The organism is Streptomyces boncukensis, from assembly GCF_011045075.1.
Classification (GTDB): domain Bacteria; phylum Actinomycetota; class Actinomycetes; order Streptomycetales; family Streptomycetaceae; genus Streptomyces; species Streptomyces boncukensis.
The window spans coordinates 1-16911 of record NZ_JAAKZZ010000118.1; the positions used below are offsets into that span (position 1 = coordinate 1).

General features: G+C 75.2%; 17 protein-coding genes. 10 read left to right on the forward strand and 7 right to left on the reverse strand.

Features of this window, described 5'->3' with window-relative positions; genetic code table 11:
* A partial coding sequence (locus tag G5C65_RS14070) for a TerD family protein (protein ID WP_420903313.1) occupies positions 1–696 on the forward strand: 696 nt, incomplete at its 5' end.
* Positions 697–705: 9 nt separating this feature from the next.
* Here G5C65_RS14070 and G5C65_RS14075 read toward each other — a convergent pair.
* Positions 706–1851: a glycosyltransferase gene (locus tag G5C65_RS14075; RefSeq protein WP_165299149.1), complete on the reverse strand. Its 1146-nt coding sequence runs from the start codon at positions 1849–1851 to the stop codon at positions 706–708.
* A gap of 56 nt (positions 1852–1907) precedes the next feature.
* On the opposite strand from G5C65_RS14075, the gene G5C65_RS14080 reads away from it, so the two are divergent.
* Both G5C65_RS14080 and G5C65_RS14085 read left to right on the forward strand, forming a co-directional pair.
* The gene (locus tag G5C65_RS14080; protein ID WP_165299150.1) at positions 1908–2717 is read left to right on the forward strand and encodes a glutamate racemase; all 810 of its coding nucleotides are present in this window, start codon (positions 1908–1910) and stop codon (positions 2715–2717) included.
* A gap of 82 nt (positions 2718–2799) precedes the next feature.
* On the forward strand, positions 2800–3342 hold the full coding sequence (locus tag G5C65_RS14085) for a hypothetical protein (RefSeq protein ID WP_165299151.1): 543 nt from the start codon (positions 2800–2802) through the stop codon (positions 3340–3342).
* A gap of 36 nt (positions 3343–3378) precedes the next feature.
* On the opposite strand, the gene G5C65_RS14090 is transcribed toward G5C65_RS14085, so the two are convergent.
* Positions 3379–4038 (reverse strand): response regulator, encoded by a 660-nt coding sequence (locus G5C65_RS14090; protein ID WP_165299152.1) that lies wholly within the window; start codon positions 4036–4038, stop codon positions 3379–3381.
* Entirely contained in the window at positions 4026–5201 is a 1176-nt protein-coding gene (locus tag G5C65_RS14095; protein WP_165299153.1) for a sensor histidine kinase, read from the reverse strand. The genes G5C65_RS14090 and G5C65_RS14095 overlap by 13 nt, the downstream gene beginning before the upstream one ends.
* 154 nt (positions 5202–5355) lie before the next feature.
* Here G5C65_RS14095 and G5C65_RS14100 point away from each other — a divergent pair, with 154 nt between their 5' ends.
* Both G5C65_RS14100 and G5C65_RS14105 read left to right on the forward strand, forming a co-directional pair.
* Entirely contained in the window at positions 5356–5541 is a 186-nt protein-coding gene (locus G5C65_RS14100; RefSeq protein WP_165299148.1) for a hypothetical protein, read from the forward strand.
* Positions 5542–5569: 28 nt separating this feature from the next.
* Complete coding sequence (locus tag G5C65_RS14105) at positions 5570–6067, forward strand: NUDIX hydrolase (protein ID WP_165299154.1); 498 nt, start codon at positions 5570–5572, stop codon at positions 6065–6067.
* 142 nt (positions 6068–6209) lie between these two features.
* Here G5C65_RS14105 and G5C65_RS14110 read toward each other — a convergent pair whose 3' ends face one another.
* The 3 genes from G5C65_RS14110 to dhaK all read right to left on the reverse strand — a co-directional run bounded on the left by G5C65_RS14110 (position 6210) and on the right by dhaK (position 8246).
* A complete protein-coding gene (locus G5C65_RS14110; protein ID WP_165299155.1) occupies positions 6210–6608 on the reverse strand; it encodes a PTS-dependent dihydroxyacetone kinase phosphotransferase subunit DhaM in 399 nt (132 codons plus the stop codon).
* A 1-nt stretch (position 6609) separates the two neighbouring features.
* Positions 6610–7191, reverse strand: a complete 582-nt coding sequence (gene dhaL, locus G5C65_RS14115; RefSeq protein ID WP_165299163.1) for a dihydroxyacetone kinase subunit DhaL — start codon at positions 7189–7191, stop codon at positions 6610–6612.
* Positions 7192–7253: 62 nt separating this feature from the next.
* Positions 7254–8246 (reverse strand): dihydroxyacetone kinase subunit DhaK, encoded by a 993-nt coding sequence (dhaK, locus tag G5C65_RS14120; protein WP_165299156.1) that lies wholly within the window; start codon positions 8244–8246, stop codon positions 7254–7256.
* Between the two features lie 264 nt (positions 8247–8510).
* Here dhaK and G5C65_RS14125 point away from each other — a divergent pair, with 264 nt between their 5' ends.
* Both G5C65_RS14125 and G5C65_RS14130 read left to right on the forward strand, forming a co-directional pair.
* Positions 8511–9122: a TetR/AcrR family transcriptional regulator gene (locus G5C65_RS14125; RefSeq protein ID WP_165299157.1), complete on the forward strand. Its 612-nt coding sequence runs from the start codon at positions 8511–8513 to the stop codon at positions 9120–9122.
* A 152-nt stretch (positions 9123–9274) separates the two neighbouring features.
* Positions 9275–11539, forward strand: a complete 2265-nt coding sequence (locus tag G5C65_RS14130; RefSeq protein WP_165299158.1) for an MMPL family transporter — start codon at positions 9275–9277, stop codon at positions 11537–11539.
* A 173-nt stretch (positions 11540–11712) separates the two neighbouring features.
* On the opposite strand, the gene G5C65_RS14135 is transcribed toward G5C65_RS14130, so the two are convergent.
* Positions 11713–13485: a dihydroxyacetone kinase family protein gene (locus tag G5C65_RS14135; protein WP_165299159.1), complete on the reverse strand. Its 1773-nt coding sequence runs from the start codon at positions 13483–13485 to the stop codon at positions 11713–11715.
* 223 nt (positions 13486–13708) lie between these two features.
* Between G5C65_RS14135 and G5C65_RS14140 the strand changes: the two genes are divergently transcribed.
* The 3 genes from G5C65_RS14140 to G5C65_RS14150 all read left to right on the forward strand — a co-directional run.
* Positions 13709–14521: an MmyB family transcriptional regulator gene (locus G5C65_RS14140; protein WP_165299160.1), complete on the forward strand. Its 813-nt coding sequence runs from the start codon at positions 13709–13711 to the stop codon at positions 14519–14521.
* A gap of 104 nt (positions 14522–14625) precedes the next feature.
* A complete protein-coding gene (locus G5C65_RS14145; RefSeq protein ID WP_165299161.1) occupies positions 14626–15699 on the forward strand; it encodes an enoyl-CoA hydratase/isomerase family protein in 1074 nt (357 codons plus the stop codon).
* 214 nt (positions 15700–15913) lie between these two features.
* A partial coding sequence (locus G5C65_RS14150) for a cation diffusion facilitator family transporter (protein WP_165299162.1) occupies positions 15914–16911 on the forward strand: 998 nt, incomplete at its 3' end.

Consider the following 16911-nt stretch of genomic DNA (forward strand, 5'->3'; position numbering starts at 1 on the left):
GCACCGTCCCCCGCGCCGCCGCCCGCACCTCCCGCGGCCCCGGCGCAGCCGGTACGGCTGACCAAGGTGACGCTCACCAAGGACACGCCGTCCGTCTCGCTCACCAAGCAGGGCGGCACCTCCGGCACCATGCGGGTGAACCTCAACTGGACGACGCAGGGCCAGCAGCAGAAGAAGGGCCTGGCGGGGAAGCTGAGCCGGGCGATGGGCGCGCTCGCCGGGCCCGACCTCGACCTGTGCGCCCTCTTCGAGCTCAGCGACGGCCGCAAGGGCGTCGTCCAGGCCCTGGGCAACTCCTTCGGCGCGCTGGACCGGCCGCCCTACATCCACCTCGACGGCGACGACCGCACCGGCGCCGTCGAGACGGGCGAGAACCTGACCATCAACCTCGACCGCATCGGGGACCTGCGCCGCATCCTGATCTTCGTCACCATCTACGAGGGCGCCCGCTCCTTCGCCGGGCTGCACGCCACCGTCACCCTCACTCCGCAGAACGGCGCTCCCGTCGACTTCTCCCTCGACGAGTGCACCGTGCCCTCCACCGTGTGCGCCCTCGCGCTCATCACCAACGAGGGCGGCGAGCTGATGGTGCGCCGCGAGGCCCGCTACCTGGTGCCCGGACGCGGCGTCAGCCCGCAGCGCACCGTCGACCAGGAGTACGGCTGGGGCATGCAGTGGACCCCGGGCCGCAAGTGACCCGGTCCCTCAGGAGTAGGTGCGGCCCTTCCAGGCCGCACCCCGGCCCCGGTAGTGCTGCACGGCCGAGTCGACGGTCATCGCCAGATAGAGCGCGGCGGTGACCGGCAGCAGCGGCGCCAGCCACAGCGGCTGGCGGTAGTAGCGCAGCATGGGCACGTACGTCAGCGTCATCACCGCCCATGCCGCGCCGCCCACCGGGGAGCCCAGGGCCGCCGTCACCGGCGGCGCGAGATAGACCAGCGCCAGCCCGGCCACCGTGCCCAGCAGCACCAGCGGGTTGTTGCGCAGCTGCGCGTAGGCGCTGCGCGACACCATCCGCCACAGCGGGCGCAGTCCGCTGTACGGGCGGACGCTCGCCACCCCGTCGGCCAGCCCCAGCCAGATCCGCCCGCCGGACCGCTTGACCGTACGCCCCAGCGTCACGTCGTCGATCACGGCGCCCCGGATGCTGTCCGGCAGTCCGGCGCGGGCGGCCGCCTGGGCGCGCAGCAGCACGCAGCCGCCCGCCGCCGCCGCGGTGCGCCCGGCCGGGCGGTTGATCCAGCGGAACGGGTAGAGCTGCGCGAAGAAGTAGACGAACGCCGGGACGATCAGCCGCTCCCAGCCGGTCACCACCCGCAGCCGCGCCATCTGCGAGACCAGGTCGAGCCGCGCCGACCGCGCCGCGCCCACCAGCCGCCGCAGCGAGTCGGGCGCGTGTGCGATGTCCGCGTCCGTCAGCAGCAGGTACTCCGGGTCCGGGCCCGCGGGCTCGGTACGGGCCAGCCGCATGCCGTGCCGGACGGCCCACAGCTTGCCCGTCCAGCCCGGCTGCGGAGCGCCCGGGGAGTGCACCGACAGGGGCAGGCCGCCGGGCACCTCGTCCGCCAGCTTCCGCGCCACCTCGGCCGTGCCGTCCGTGGAACCGTCGTCGACCAGCAGCACCCGCGCCGGGCCCGGATAGTCCTGCGCCAGCAGGGTGGGCAGGCTGTCCGGCAGCACCTCCGCCTCGTCCCGCGCGGGCACCACCACGGTCACCGGGGGCCAGCCGCCCTCGGGCGGCGCACCCCCCGACGGCAGTCGCACGTCTGTCCGCCAGAAGAAGCCCTGCCCGAGCAGCAGCCAGAGCCAGGCGGCGAGGGCGAGCACGGAGATCCACATGAGTACGGTCATCGGCGGCAGTCTGCCGCACCGGGCCCCGGAAGGCCGATCGATTACAGTTGCTGCTCATGAAGATCGCGCTGATGGACTCCGGTATCGGACTGCTGGCCCCCGCCGCAGCGGTACGGCGCGCCCGGCCCGACGCCGACCTGGTGCTCTCCTCCGACCCCGACGGCATGCCGTACGGGCCCCGGGAGCCCGAGGACATCGCGGCCCGCGCGCTGGCCTGCTCCCGGGCGGCGGCCGGGTACGGGCCCGACGCGCTGGTCATCGCCTGCAACACCGCCTCCGTGCACGGGCTGACGCTGGTGCGCGGCGCGCTGGAGCCCGCACTGCCGGTGATCGGCACCGTCCCGGCGCTGAAACCGGCGGCGGCCTCCGCCGCGGCGTCCGGCGGCACGGTCGCGGTGTGGGCGACCCCCGCGACCACCGGGAGCCCCTACCAGCGCGGTCTGATCGCGGAGTTCGGCAACGGCGCCGAGGTCGCCGAGGTGCCCTGCCACGGGCTCGCCGAGGCCGTCGAGAGCGGGGACGAGGAGCTGATCGGCCGCGCCGTCGACGCCGCGGCCGCGCTCACGCCGCGCGGGGTGAGCGACGTGGTGCTCGGCTGCACCCACTTCGAACTGGTCGGCACCCGCATCCGGAACGCGGTGACCTGCGCCGGCGGCACCCCGCCGGCGCTCTACGGGTCGGCCGGCGCCATCGCGGCGCAGGTGCTGCGCCGCATCGGCGCGGAACCCGCGCCCGACGCGGAGCCCACCGGCGGGCTGACCGTGCTGCACAGCGGCCGGACCGCCGAGCTGCCGCCCGCCGCGCTCCGCTATGCGGAGGGGCGCCTGCTGGCCTCCGCGGGGGTCGCCGCGGGCTCCTCCTGCTGAGTCCTGGGCGGGCGGGCGCCCGCTGTCCGGAAGCGAGGGACACGGGCTGCCCGGCGCCCTTCGACGGAGTACCCTTCGAAGCATGAGGGATCAGCCGCGGGACGCCGTGCCCCCTGGCTCCGACGCGCCCGAGCAGTGGACCGGCCACGCCACCAACCGCTTCCAGTGGGTGCTGGCAGCGCTCGGTGCCGCCTGCCTCGCGCTCGGTATCGAGCTCGCTGTCGACGTCGCCTGGTCCGGCGGGCTGGCGGCGCTGGTCATGTCCGTCGTCGGGCTGCTCGCCGCCGGGCTGCTGATCCTCTTTGGAACCCTCGCCTTCGTCAAGGTCAAGGTGAAGGTCAACGACGACGCGCTGGAAGTGCGCTGCGGCCACGTCGGGCTGCCCCGCCGCCGTATCCCGCTGCGCGACGTGGTCGAGGCCGACCACGCCCCGACCGTCACCCCCCGGCACTGGGGCGGCTGGGGCTACCGCTGGCGCCCGGAGAAGGGCACCGCGGTCGTGGTCCGGCGCGGCGAGGGCGTGGTGCTGCGGCTGGGCGACGGCCGCTTCTTCACGGTCACGGTCGACGACGCGGAGTCGGCCGTACGCGCGATCCGCTCCCGCCTGTCGGCGAACGGCGCCTGACCAGGCATTTCCGGCGTGCTCCGGAGCATCCCCCGCCTAAGCTGCCCCGGGCAGCGCATCGAGGTAGGTGAGCACGGCCAGCACCCGGCGGTGCCCGCTGTCACTCGGCGGCAGGCCCAGCTTGGCGAAGACGCTGCCGATGTGCTTGTGCACCGCCCGCTCGGTGACCACGAGCGTGGCGGCGATGGTGGCGTTGTCGCGGCCCTCGGCCATCAGCCGGAGCACCTCCGCCTCGCGGGGCGTCAAGGTGTCCAGCGGGTCGCCCTCCCGGCCGCGCGACATCAGCTCGGTGACCACCTCCGGGTCGAGGGCGGTGCCGCCGGACGCCACCCGCTCCAGCGCGTCCAGGAACGCATCCACCCGGCCCACCCGGTCCTTGAGGAGGTAGCCCACCCCGTGCGCGCCGCCGCCCAGCAGCTCGGCGGCGTACGTCTCCTCCACGTACTGCGACAGCACCAGCACCGGCAGGCCCGGCCGCTGCTCACGGGCCGCGAGCGCCGCCCGGAGCCCCTCGTCGCGCAGCCCCGGCGGCAGCCGCACGTCGAGCACCGCCACGTCGGGCCGCTCCGCCAGCAGCAGGGGCAGCACCTCGGGTCCGGTGGCCGCGACGCCCGCCACCTCGTGCCCGGCCGAGGTCAGCAGCAGCACCAGGCCCTCCCGCAGGAGGACGTTGTCCTCGGCGATCACCACACGCACGGCAGCTCCACTTCCAAGGCTGTCGGCCCTCCCGCGGGGCTGGACAGGGCGACGGTACCGTCCAGCGCCGCCACCCTGCGCCGGATGCCCAGCAGCCCCGTGCCCCCGTTCTCGTCGGCGCCGCCGCGGCCCTCGTCCCGGACGCGGACCCGCAGCAGGCGCGGTGTGCGGGCCAGTTCGACGGACGCGCGCCGCGCCCCGCTGTGCCGAGCCGCGTTGGACAGCGCCTCGGCGACCACGAAGTACGCCGCCGCCTCCACGGCGGCCGGGGCGCGCGTCCCGTCGTCCTCCGGGCCGTCCTGCGGGCCCGCGGCCCGTACGCTCACCTCCAGTCCGCTGCCGGCCGCCAGCGCCCGCACGGCGCCCACCAGCCCGCGGTCGGTGAGCACCGGCGGATGGATGCCGCGCACCACGTGCCGCAGGTCGGCGAGCGCCTCCTCGGCCTGGTCCTGTGCGTCGTCCAGGAGCGTGCGGACGGCCTCCGGATCCCGGTCGCAGGCGCGCCGCGCCAGCCCGATCCGCATGGCGAGCGCGACCAGGCGGGCCTGCGTGCCGTCGTGCAGATCCCGCTCGATACGGCGCAGTTCGGCGCCGTGTGCGACGAGCGCGCCGGCCCGGGTCGCGGTCAGCTCCTCCACGCGCTCGGACAGCAGCGTGGCGCGGGGGGAGGGGCTGAGCAGCGTGCGGGAGAGCCGGGCCTGCGCCCCGGCCAGCCCGGGGAGCAGCGGCAGCAGCACGGGGCGGCGGCGGGCCAGCCCGCACCACACTCCGTCCACCAGCAGCGCCAGCGGGAACAGCGCCATCGCGGCGTAGAACAGCACCAGCCCGCATCCCAGGTGGGCCACCAGCCACAGCAGGTCGCGGTAGGTGCCCGGGTCCCGCACGGCGTTCCGCACCCGGGCTCGCAGCGGGCCCTCGTCGAGCGGCAGGTAGCGGGCCGGTACGGGCTGCCCCGACCAGCCCTCCGTGCGGCGCCGTTCGGCACCGGTGAGGGAGCGGACGGTGCGGGCCGCCTCGGGCAGCATCCCGGCGCCGACCACCAGCAGGCAGCAGGCGAGGGCGACCAGGACCAGCCCCAGGGCGAGAGAGCAGACGATGCTCAGACCCGCCCCCGTCAGCAGGTGGAACAGGGCGCGGTCCGCACGGCGGAGGGCTCGGCGCATGGCCGTCACCCTACGGCGCTGATCCGGACCTGTCGGTGTAGCCTGCTCCACTCCCGGCAGGGGGGTCCGCACCGCTGACCGCGCGGTCAGCGGACGGCAGACTGGAGTGCGTTCCGGCGGACCGGCCAGCCGGCGACGAGGGAGGAAATCGTCCGTGAAGACCCTGCTCTGGCTGCTGCTCGCCGCCGCGGTGCTCGGCAATGTGATCGGGAACTTCGCCGTGGCCGACGGGCCGCTGCAAATCGTGGTCAGCTCGCTGTGCGGGGTGGTCGTCATCGGCTGCGGCGTGGCCCTGTACCTGCTGCGGGAGCGCGACCCGGACGCCTTCGACAAGGGCTGAGGCGCGGCGTCGGCGTAGGGTCGGGCGCATGGCGACCCCCGACTTCATCCGCGACCTGCGCGCCAGCGCGGGACACCAGCTGCTCTTCCTCCCCGGCGTCACCGCGATCGTCTTCGACGACGCGGGCCGCGTCCTGCTGGGACGGCGGGCGGACACCGGCCAGTGGGCGGTCATCGGCGGCATCGTGGAGCCCGGCGAGCAGCCCGCCGACTGCGCGGTGCGCGAGGTGCGGGAGGAGACCGCGGTGCGCTGCGTGGCCGAGCGGCTGGCGCTCGTGCAGACCATGGAGCAGCCGGTGGTCTATCCGAACAGGGACGTCTGCCAGTTCGTGGACATGACCTTCCGCTGCCGTGCGACGGGGGAGGCCGCGCGCGAGGCGCGGGTGAACGACGAGGAGTCGCTGGAGGTCGGCTGGTACGAGCTGGACGCGCTGCCGCCGCTCACGGACTACTCGTTGCTGCGGATCAAGCAGGCCGCCCAGGAGGGCCCCGTGTGGTTCTCGTCCGGGGGCGAGGGGGAGGTCTGAGCCCCGCTCGTCCGCACGGCGTCCGGTCCGGGCTGCCCCTCGCGGTGCGTCGCGGTCCGCGGGCGTGCTGCGGCCCGCGGGTGCGCTGCGGTCCGCCGCGCACCGCGCGGGGCAGCTCCGGCCCGGCGGAATCCGCTGAGGCTCACACCTTGCGGTAGTCGTACGCCTCCCCGGCCGCCGCGGCGACCGCCTCCACATCGGCGCCGCCCGCCGCCGCGACGACGGCCGCGACCGCGCCCTCGACCAGCGGCGCGTCCACCAGGCGCGCGGGCTCGGGGAGCTCGTCCCCCTCGGCGAGCAGCGCCTTCACCGTCAGCACCGCGCTGCCCAGGTCCACGAGCACCGCCACGCCCGCCCCGTCGTCCACCCGCGCCGCGGCCTCGGTGACCAGCTCGGCGCTGGTTCCGAGCCCGCCGTCCGGGAGTCCGCCCGCGCCGGTGACCGGCGCGTCGGGGACGCCCGCGAGCGAGGCCGCGAGCGCGGCCACCGAGTCCGCCACCTGGGCGCTGTGCGAGACCAGGACGACCCCCACGCGGCCCATCTCACGCACCTCCGCCGCGCGCGAGCGCGCCGACCAGCAGCGCGGAGGACGTCGCGCCCGGGTCCTGGTGGCCGATGCTGCGCTCACCCAGATAGCTGGCGCGGCCCTTGCGCGCCTGGAGCGGCACGGTCGCCTTGGCGCCCTCCTCCGCCGCGGCGGTCGCGGCGGCGAATCCCCGGGGCAGCGCGTCCACCGCGGGGATGAGTGCGTCCAGCATCGTCTTGTCGCCCACGGCCGCGCCGCCGAGCTGCGCCACCGCGTCCACTCCGGTGCGCAGCGCCGCCGCCAGCCCGGCCACGTCCACCGTCTCCGCGTCGCCCAGGGCCTTGCCCGCGCGGCGCAGCAGCGTGCCGTACAGCGGCCCCGAGGCGCCGCCGACGGTCGACACCAGCGTCCGCCCGGCGAGCATCAGCACCGCGCCGGGCGTGCCAGGGCCCGCCCCGTCGGCGTCCGTCCGCAGCGCCGTGCGCACCGCTTCGAAGCCGCGCCGCATATTGCCGCCGTGGTCCGCGTCGCCGATGGCCGCGTCCAGCTCGGTGAGCCGGTCGGCCTCCCGCTCCACGTCCTCGGCGGCGGCCAGCATCCAGCGGCTGAAGAACCCGGCGTCCAGCGCCTCACCGTCCACCACAGCCCTGTCCTCCTGTCTCACAGACCCCACCGCAGACCCGGGGTCGCCACCGGCGCGTCCCACAGCCGCAGCAGCTCCTCGTCGGCCTGGCACAGCGTCACGGAGGCCCCCGCCATGTCGAGCGAGGTCACATAGTTCCCGACGAGGGTACGGGCCACCGGCACCCGGCGCTCGGCGAGCACCCGGTGCACCTCGGCGCAGAAGCCGTACAGCTCGATCAGCGGCGTCGCCCCCATGCCGTTCACCAGCGCGAGCACCGGCGCGTCCGGACGCAGGTCCTCCAGCACCGCGTCCACCGCGAAGTCCGCGATCTCCCCGGACGTCATCATCGGCCGCCGCTCGCGCCCCGGCTCCCCGTGGATCCCGATCCCCAGCTCCAGCTCCCCGGCCGGGAGGTCGAACGTGGGGCTGCCCTTGGCCGGCGTCGTGCACGGGCTGAGGGCAGCCCCGAAGCTGCGGGACGCCTCGGAGACCTGCCGCGCCACCGCCTCCACGCGCTCCAGCGGGGCGCCCTCCTCGGCCAGCGCACCCGCGATCTTCTCCACGAAGAGCGTCGCGCCGGTCCCCCGGCGGCCTGCCGTGAAGGTGCTGTCGGTCACCGCCACGTCGTCCTGCACCAGCACCTTGGCGACGCGCAGGCCCTCGTCCTCGGCGAGCTCGGCGGCCATGTCGAAGTTCAGCACGTCGCCCGTGTAGTTCTTGACGACGAACAGCACGCCCTCCCCGCTGTCCACGGCCGCCGCGGCCCGCGCCATCTGGTCCGGCACCGGGGAGGTGAAGATCTCCCCGGGACACGCGGCGTCCAGCATCCCGCGGCCCACGAACCCGCCGTGCAGCGGCTCGTGCCCGGAGCCGCCCCCCGAAACGAGCGCCACCTTCCCCGCGACGGGCGCGTCCCCGCGCACCACCAGCCGGCTGTCGGGGTCCACGGCCAGCTCCGGATGGGCGGCGGCCATGCCGCGCAGTGCGTCGGGGACGACGCTCTCGGGGACGTTGATGAGCATTTTCATTGCTACCTCCTGAGCCCTGGGGGGCGAGTGCGGCTGCGGCCAAGTATCGGGAGCCCGGGCCGATCCGTCACGGACCGGCCGGGTGCAGCCGCGTCTCACGCCGCGGCGCGCGGTGCGTGACGTGCTGGACGTCGTGCCGTGGGGACCGCTCGCCCGGCGCCATGGGAAACCAATCCGTTTCGATACGCTTGCGTTTCGATGGGGCGGGGGCTACTGTCGACGTGTACGAGACAGTTTCGTTCACTGCATGTGACAGGAGAGCCCATGGCTGCACGGTCCGCCTCCCCGGCTCCCGCGGCCGCGCAGCGCCGGAGCAGGCTCACGCCCGAGCGGGAGCGGGAGATCTACGGCGCCGTGCTCGACCTCGTCCGGGAGGACGGCTACGAGGCGCTGACGATGGACGCGGTCGCGTCCCGCACCAAGTCCAGCAAGGCGACGCTCTACCGGCAGTGGGAGAACAAGCCGAACCTGGTCGCCTGCGCGCTGCGGGCCGACCAGCGGGTGACGCTCGCCGACATCGACACCGGGACGCTCGCCGGGGACCTGCACGAGATGCGGCGGCGCGTCGGCTGCGACGTCGACCGGGACACCGAGCTGCTGAGCGGTCTCGGCCATGCGATGCAGCGCGATACGGAGCTGGAGCGGACGGTCCGCGCGGTGCTGATCGAGCCGGAGCTCCAGTCCCTCGACGGCTTGCTGCGGCGCGCGGTGGTGCGCGGCGAGGTCGCCGAGGGCAACCCGGCGCTGGAGTTCGTCCCCCACCTCATGCTCGGGGCGATGGTGGCCCAGAAGATCATAGACGGCCGGGAGGCGGACCCCGCCTATCTGGAGAGATATGTGGACGCCGTGGTCCTCCCCGCCCTGCTGACCGGCTGACCGCACCCCCCAGCCTCACCGCCGCCCAGCCCCTGCCCGATGGCGCCCGCGCCATCGGGCAGGCCGACTACGCCATTTTTTCGGTCTCTTCCGCGATTTTCCATGATTTTCCGCCCCTCTCTCATCACCGAACACCCAGGGAGACCCCCGTCATGGCCACATTCCTCGCCCGAGTCGGCCGGTCGGCCTTCCGCCGACGCCGGCTCGTCCTGCTGCTGTGGGTGGTGCTGCTCGGCCTGGCCGGAGCGGGCGCCGCGGGCGCCGGCACCGGCTCGTCCACCATCACCATCCCCGGCACCGAGGCACAGAAGGCGTTCGACCTTCTGGACGAGCGCGTCCCGACGATGCACGCGGACGGCGCCACCGCTCGTGTCGTCCTCCGCGCGCCCGACGGGGAGAAGGTCACCGGCGCCGCGCAGAAGGCGGAGGTCGAGCGCGTCGTCGGGGATCTGAAGGCCAGCTCGGACGAGGTCGCGGCCGTCACCGACCCGTACGAGTCCGGCGCCGTCAGCAAGGACGGCTCGACCGCGTTCACCCAGGTCTCCTACAAGGTCAAGTCCTTCGAGCTGGAGCACGCGGACCGGGACGGGCTCCAGCAGGCGGCCGAGGACGGCAGAGAGGCCGGACTGACGGTCGAGATCGGCGGTGATGCGCTCCAGGAGGCGCCGGAGACCGGGGCCACCGAGATCATCGGCGTCGGGATCGCCGCCGTGGTGCTGCTGATGACCTTCGGCTCACTGGTGGCGGCCGGGCTGCCGCTGCTGACCGCCCTGATCGGCGTCGGCATCAGCGTCGCGGCCATCACCGCGCTGTCCGTGCCGCTGGATCTCAACAGCACCACCCCCACCCTGGCGATGATGCTCGGCCTCGCCGTCGGCATCGACTACGCGCTGTTCATCGTCTCCCGCTACCGGGCCGAACGCGCGGAGGGCCGCGCGCCGCTGGAGGCGGTGGGCCGCGCCAACGGCACGGCCGGCTCGGCGGTGATCTTCGCGGGGCTGACGGTCCTGATCGCCCTCGCGGGGCTGTCGGTGGTCAACATCCCGATCCTCACCAAGATGGGGCTGGCCGCGGCGGGCGCCGTCGCCATCGCCGTCCTGATCGCGACCACCCTCATACCCGCCCTGCTCGGTTTCGCGGGCGACCGGGCGCTCAGCCGCAAGGAGCGCGCCCGGGTCCGGAACGCCTCCGGCGCGGACCCGGGCGCGGCGGGCGGGGGCGGCAAGCCGGCGCTGGGCACCCGCTGGGCACGTTTCGTACTGCGCCGCCCGGTCGCCGTCCTGCTGACCGCCGTGGTCGGCCTGGGTGCCGTGGCCCTGCCCGCCTCCAGCATGGAGCTGGGCCTGCCCGACGACGGCAGCCAGCCCACCGACACCACACAGCGCAAGGCGTACGACATGCTCGCCGAGTCGTTCGGCAAGGGCGCCAACGGCCCTCTCACCCTCGCCGTCGACGCCCGGGGCAGCGACAGCCCCGAGGCCGCGGCGCGCCAGGTGGCCGACGAGGTCAAGGGCCTCAAGGACGCGGCCACGGTCAACCCCCCGGCCTTCAACGAAGCGGGCGACACCGCCGTGCTCGCGGTGATCCCGAAGTCCGGCCCCAGCGACACCGCGACCGAGGACCTGGTGCACGACATCCGGGACCGCGCGGACGGCATCAAGGCCGACACCGGGGCCACGGTCCTGGTCACCGGCACGACCGCGCTGAACATCGACGTCTCGCAGAGGCTCAGCGACGCGATGCTGCCCTACCTCGTCCTCGTCGTCGGCCTCGCCTTCCTGCTGCTGATCGTCGTCTTCCGCTCCCTCCTGGTGCCGCTCAAGGCCGCGCTCGGCTTCCTGCTGTCGGTCGTCGCCGCGCTCGGCGCCGTGGTGGCCGTCTTCCAGTGGGGATGGCTGGGCGGCCTGTTCGGCGTCGAGGAGACCGGGCCCGTCATGAGCATGATGCCGATCTTCCTGATCGGCGTGGTCTTCGGCCTGGCCATGGACTACGAGGTCTTCCTGGTGACCCGGATGCGGGAGGCGTACGTCCACGGCGAGTCCCCGGACGAGGCGGTGGTGACGGGCTTCGCCCATGGGGCCCGGGTGGTCACGGCCGCCGCCGTCATCATGATCAGCGTGTTCGCCGGGTTCATCGGCTCCAGCGAGGCGATGGTGAAGATGATCGGGTTCGGGCTCGCGGTCGCCGTCCTCTTCGACGCCTTCGTGGTCCGTATGACGATCGTCCCCGCCGTGCTGAAACTGCTGGGCCGGTCCGCCTGGTGGCTGCCGCGCAGGCTCGACCGAATACTCCCGGACGTGGACGTCGAGGGCGCCAAGCTCGCCGCGGAGCCGTCCAACTCCCGGGCCGCGACGGCGGAGGACGGCGGCGGCGAGGAGCCCGAGGGAGAGCGCGAGCTCGTCGGCGACCGGGGCTGACCCGGTCGGCCGACCCGCGCCCCGGACCGGGCCCGCCCTCGCGAGCGGTGGCGCCCGAAGGGACGCGGGGAACGGCGCGCCCGGCCTCCCCCGAGCCCTCGGCATCGCTCGGGCAGGGGATGCCCCATTGCGCCCGCACTCCGCTAGGTGCCGAACGGGGCGGCCCCTCCCCGTCAGCGCACCGTGAGGTAGCCCGGCGCGGGCAGACGGGCGGCCATCGCCGGCTCGTGGACATCGGCCAGGGCCGCGAACAGCAGGGCGACCGCGAGCGCGCCGGGGTCCGGCACGCCGAGCGCGTGGTCGCCCACATAGCTGGCGCGGCCCCGGCGGGGCCGCACGGACGCCGTCCCCAGGGCGCCCCGGATGGCCGCCTGTGCCGCACTGGTCAGCGGTGCCTCCTCGGCCGCCCCCTCCGCGGCCGAGGAGGCAAGTGACTCGGCGGCGGGCGCGAGCGCGTCGACCAGGGTGCAGTCGCCGGGACGCGCCCCGCCGACCCGGTGGATGGCGGCATGCGCCGCCTCGGCGGCCCCGGCCAGCTCCGCGAGCGGGGGCGCACCCTGCGCTTCGGCCCCGCCATCGGCGCCGGGGGCGGCGGCCAGGTGCTGGAAGAGGAGGCCGAAGAGCGGTCCGCTGGTGCCCCCGACGTCGTCGAGGAACGCCTGGGCGAGGGCCGCGAGGCCCTCGGAGCCGCTCTCGTCGGCCAGCTTCACGGCGCGCCGTACGCCGCCGGTGAGGTTGTCGCCGAAGTCGCCGTCGCCGACGAGCTGGTCGAGCTGGGTGAGGTTGTCGCGGACCTGGGTGACGATCTCCGCGTACCGGTCGAGTACGGCGCGCCCGCCCGTGCCCTGCGGCGCGGCGGCGGTCGGCTCCTGCGGGGCGGGAGCGGCGCGCTGCGGCACGGCGCCGGTGCCGGACTGCTGAGCCGCGCCGGACTCCGCAGCCGCGCCGGATGCGGGGCGCGGCAGGACCAGCGGGGTCTCGGTCGGCGCGGCCCACAACTCGGACCAGCCCTCCTCCAGGCGGGTGAGAGTGAGCGAGAACCCGGCCATGTCCAGCGCCGCGGTGAAGGTCCCCACCACCAGCTGCGCCGGGCGCAGCCCGCGCGCCGCCAGCTCCCCGGACAGCAGCGCGCCGAGAGCGTGCAGCTCCAGCTCGGTGGTGCCGCCGAGGCCGTTGACGACGGCGAGCACGTCGTCCGGGCCCTCGGGCAGCGCGTCGAGCAGGTCGTCCGTCATCCGCCGCACCAGGTCGCCCGCCGCCGGGCGGGCGAGGGCGCGGGTGCCGCGCTCGCCGTGGATGCCGACGCCGTAGTCCAGGACGCCGGGCTCCAGGGTGAACGCGGGCGCCGCCGTCGCGGGCGAGGTCTGGGCGCGGGCCGCGACGGCGACGCTGCGCGAGCGGGCCACGATCCGGGTGCCCAGCTCCGCCAGCTCCTCCAGCGACGCGCCCCGGTCGGCGGCAGCGCCGAGCAGCTTCTCCAGCACCACTGTCGCAGCGGTGCCCCGGCGTCCGGTCGCGCTGTCCTCGGCGTCCGTGGCCAGGTCGTCGTCGACCAGGACGCTGGCGACCGGGATGCCGTCGTGCCGCAGCCGCTCCGCCGCGATCTGGAAGTTGATGACGTCGCCGGTGTAGTTCTTGACGATGAACAGGACGCCGCCGTCCTTGGCCGCTGCCGTGCCGGCGGCGTAGATCTGCCCGTTGTGCGGGGAGGCGAAGATCTCTCCGGGGCACACCGCGTCCAGGCCGCCGCGCCCGAGGAGGCCGGTGTGCAGCGGCTCGTGCCCGGAGCCGCCTCCGGAGACCAGGCCGACGCGGCGGGCGGGGTGCGGATCGCGCGCCCGCAGGAACAGCGGACCGGTGTGCACCGCGACCACGCCGGGGTGGGCGAGGGCCAGCCCGCGTGCCGCGGTCAGTACGGGGTCGGTCTCCGGCAGGAAGTAGCTCATCGGGGCATTCTCCGTAGGTCTGGGCACTGCGCGTCTCACCCTGACCGCCCGGCCTCCGCGAAGATCGGAACCGCTCACTTCCGGAAGCCATGAGTACCGCTTTCTCGTGTGGCGTGCGATGCTGCCCGCACGCCCCCGTCCGGCCCGTCCGTGTCGAGCGGCCGGGCGTGTCCCCCGGACCCCGTCCCCATCCCGTCACCCCGACTTTGCGAGGTCTTTACCCGTGGGCGATGTGCGACGCGAGGACCTCGGCCGGATGCTGCGCGCCTGGCGCCGCGCCGCGGACCCCGCGGCGGTACCCGGTCGCACGGCGGCCCGCGGCCACCGCAGCTACCTCACCCAGCTCGACATGGCGCTGCTGCTCGGCGTCTCCGAGCGCTGGTACCGGGCCCTGGAGAAGGGCGAGGACCGGCGCTACGGACGCGAGATGATCGACAGCGTCGCCCGGCTCCTGCGGCTGAGCCCGGGGCAGCGGGCGGCGCTCTTCCGCGGCACCGGTCTGGAGCCCCCGCCGCGTCCGGCCGCCGCACGGCAGCCGGACCCCTCGCTGGTGCGGCTGATGCACGAGCAGCGCTGCGCGAGCTGGCTCAGCGACCAGGCGTGGGACGTGCTCGACGTCAACGCGGTGGCAGCCCGGCACTGTCCCTGGCTGGTACACCCCGGGGCGAACGTCATGCTCTGGGCGTTCTCCCCGGAGGCCCGCTACCAGCTGCGCGACTGGGAGACCCGGTGGTCCGTCCCGCTGCTCCGCGCCCTGCGCCTGGCCTGGCACCGCTGGCCGGACAACCGGCGCCTGGACGAGGTCGTCCGCACGGTGCGCGGGCGTCCCGGCGTCCCGGCGCTCTGGGACGCGGCGGTCGGCCCCGCGGGCGGCGCGCAGCGCGGCGCGCGCCGCGAGGAGGCGCGGCCGGTGTACTTTCCGCTCGTCGCCCCGGACCCCGTCCCGGTACGGGTCGTGACGTGCGCCCCGTTCGACGACGCGACGCTGCGCTGGACCATGCTGCTGCCGGTGGACCCGGCCGTCACGTTTCCCTGAGCCCCGGGAACGGTGGTGCGCCGGGGCCCGGTTCCGCTCCCGTACCGCGCCCCTGAGAAGATCGGCAGCGTTCCGCGAGCCCGCGTCCGCACGGAGGCGTTCCCATGAGCACCGACGACAGCACCGACGACAGCACTGCCGAAGCGTCCGTACTGGTCTCCACCGAGGGGCGCGTCGGACGCCTCACGCTCAACCGGCCCCGCGCGCTCAACGCGCTGACCCATGCCATGGTGCTGCGTATCGACGAGGCGCTCAGTGCGTGGGAGCGGGACCCCGCGGTGGCGGCCGTGGTCGTCACCGGCGCGGGGGAGCGCGGCCTGTGCGCGGGCGGCGACATCCGCGCCGTGCACGACGACGTACGCGCGGGCGGCGGCGCCGCTTCGGCGGCGTTCTGGCGCGACGAGTACCTGCTCAACGCCCGCATCGCCCGCTACCCGAAGCCCTATGTCGCCGTCATGGACGGCATCGTGATGGGCGGCGGGGTCGGAGTCTCGGCCCACGGTGACGTCCGTGTCGTCACCGAGCGCTCCCGGGTGGCGATGCCCGAGACGGGAATCGGCTTCGTCCCCGACGTCGGCGGCACCCATCTGCTCGCCCGCGCACCCGGCGAGCTGGGCACCCATCTGGCGCTCACCGGCGCCGAGCTGGGCGCCGCTGACGCCGTCCACTGCGGGCTGGCCGACCATGTCGTCCCCTCCGCCGCCCTCCCCGACCTGGTGCGGGACCTGGCGCACACGTCCGTGGAGGAGGCCGTCGGCCGCCACGCCGGCCCGCCGTCCGGCGGTCGGCTGGCGGAGGAGCGCGGCTGGATCGACGCGTGCTACGCAGCGGACACCGTCGAGGAGATCGTCGCGCGCCTCCTCGCGGACGGCTCCCACGGGGCCAAGGAGGCCGCGGAGACGCTGCTCAGCCGCTCGCCCACGTCACTCAAGGTCACCCTCGCCGCGCTGCGCCGGGCCCGGCGGCTGGGCGCGCTGGAGCCGGTGCTGGAGCAGGAGTACCGGGTGTCGTGCGCGTGCCTCACCGCCCCCGACCTCGTCGAGGGCATCCGCGCCCAGGTCGTGGACAAGGACCGCAGGCCCCACTGGCGCCCGGCGGCCCTGGAAGAGGTCACCGAGGCGGACGTCGCGCGCTTCTTCGCCCCGTCTCCCCACGGCGCCCTCGGCACCGGCCGGTAGTTGCTGTCGCGTCGCGTTCTGCGGGTGCTCCGCGGCCGGTCGCGCCGTTCCCCGCGCCCCTCCGGGGCGCAGCCGTGCGCCCCGGAGGCGTTCTCCGTCGTCGAGGTGGTGGCCCGCACCGCGTCCCGCCCCCGCGTGCAAGCGCTTCGCACCTGGTCACAGGGTGTAGGACGGCAGTAGCCGCAATCCGGTTCCTGTGCCACCGTGGCGTGCCATGGAGGGGAAGACGCACACCCGGCGGGCCCGGCTGCGGCACCGGATCGGACATCTGCTCGCCCCGCACGGCCACGGGAGCGCGGAGCGGACCGACACGGCGCTGGAGACCTCGCGCGAGGGGCTGCGCACGCTGTGGCTCTCGTTCGCGGTCCTGGCGGCGACCACGCTGGCCCAGGCGGCCGTCGTGGCGCTGTCGGGCTCCGTGGCGCTGCTGGGCGACACCGTCCACAACGCCGCCGACGCGCTGACCGCCGTCCCGCTGGGCATCGCGTTCGTCCTGGGGCGCCGGGCCGCCAACCGCCGCTACACATACGGGTACGGGCGTGCCGAGGACCTCGCCGGCGTGGTGGTCGTGCTGACGATCGCCGCCTCCGCCGCGTTCGCCGCCTACGAGGCCGTCGACCGGCTGCTGCACCCGCGCGAGCTGACCCACCTGGGGGCCGTGGCGGGGGCGGCGCTGGTGGGTTTCGCGGGGAACGAGTGGGTGGCCCGGTACCGCATCCGCACCGGCCGCCGGATCGGCTCCGCCGCGCTGGTGGCCGACGGACTGCACGCCCGCACCGACGGATTCACCTCGCTGGCCGTGCTGCTCGGCGCGGGCGGCGCCGCGCTCGGCCTGCCGCAGGCCGACCCCGTGGTCGGCCTGCTCATCACCGCCGCCATCCTGCTGGTGCTGCGGGACGCGGCCCGCGAGGTGTTCCGGCGGCTGATGGACTCCGTCGACCCGGCGCTGGTGGACGCCGCCGAGGCCGCGCTGCGCGGCACGGAGGGCGTGCGCGGTGTCGGGCAGGTGCGGATGCGGTGGATCGGGCACGCGCTGCGCGCCGAGGCGGACATCGTCGTCGCGCCCGAGCTGACGGTGGTCCGCGCGCACGAGATCACCGTCGCCGCCGAGCACGCGCTGATCCACGCCGTGCCCCGGCTGACGGCGGCGACCGTGCACCCGGACCACTCCTGGAGCCTCCCGGCCGACCCGCACGCCCCCCTGGCCCACCA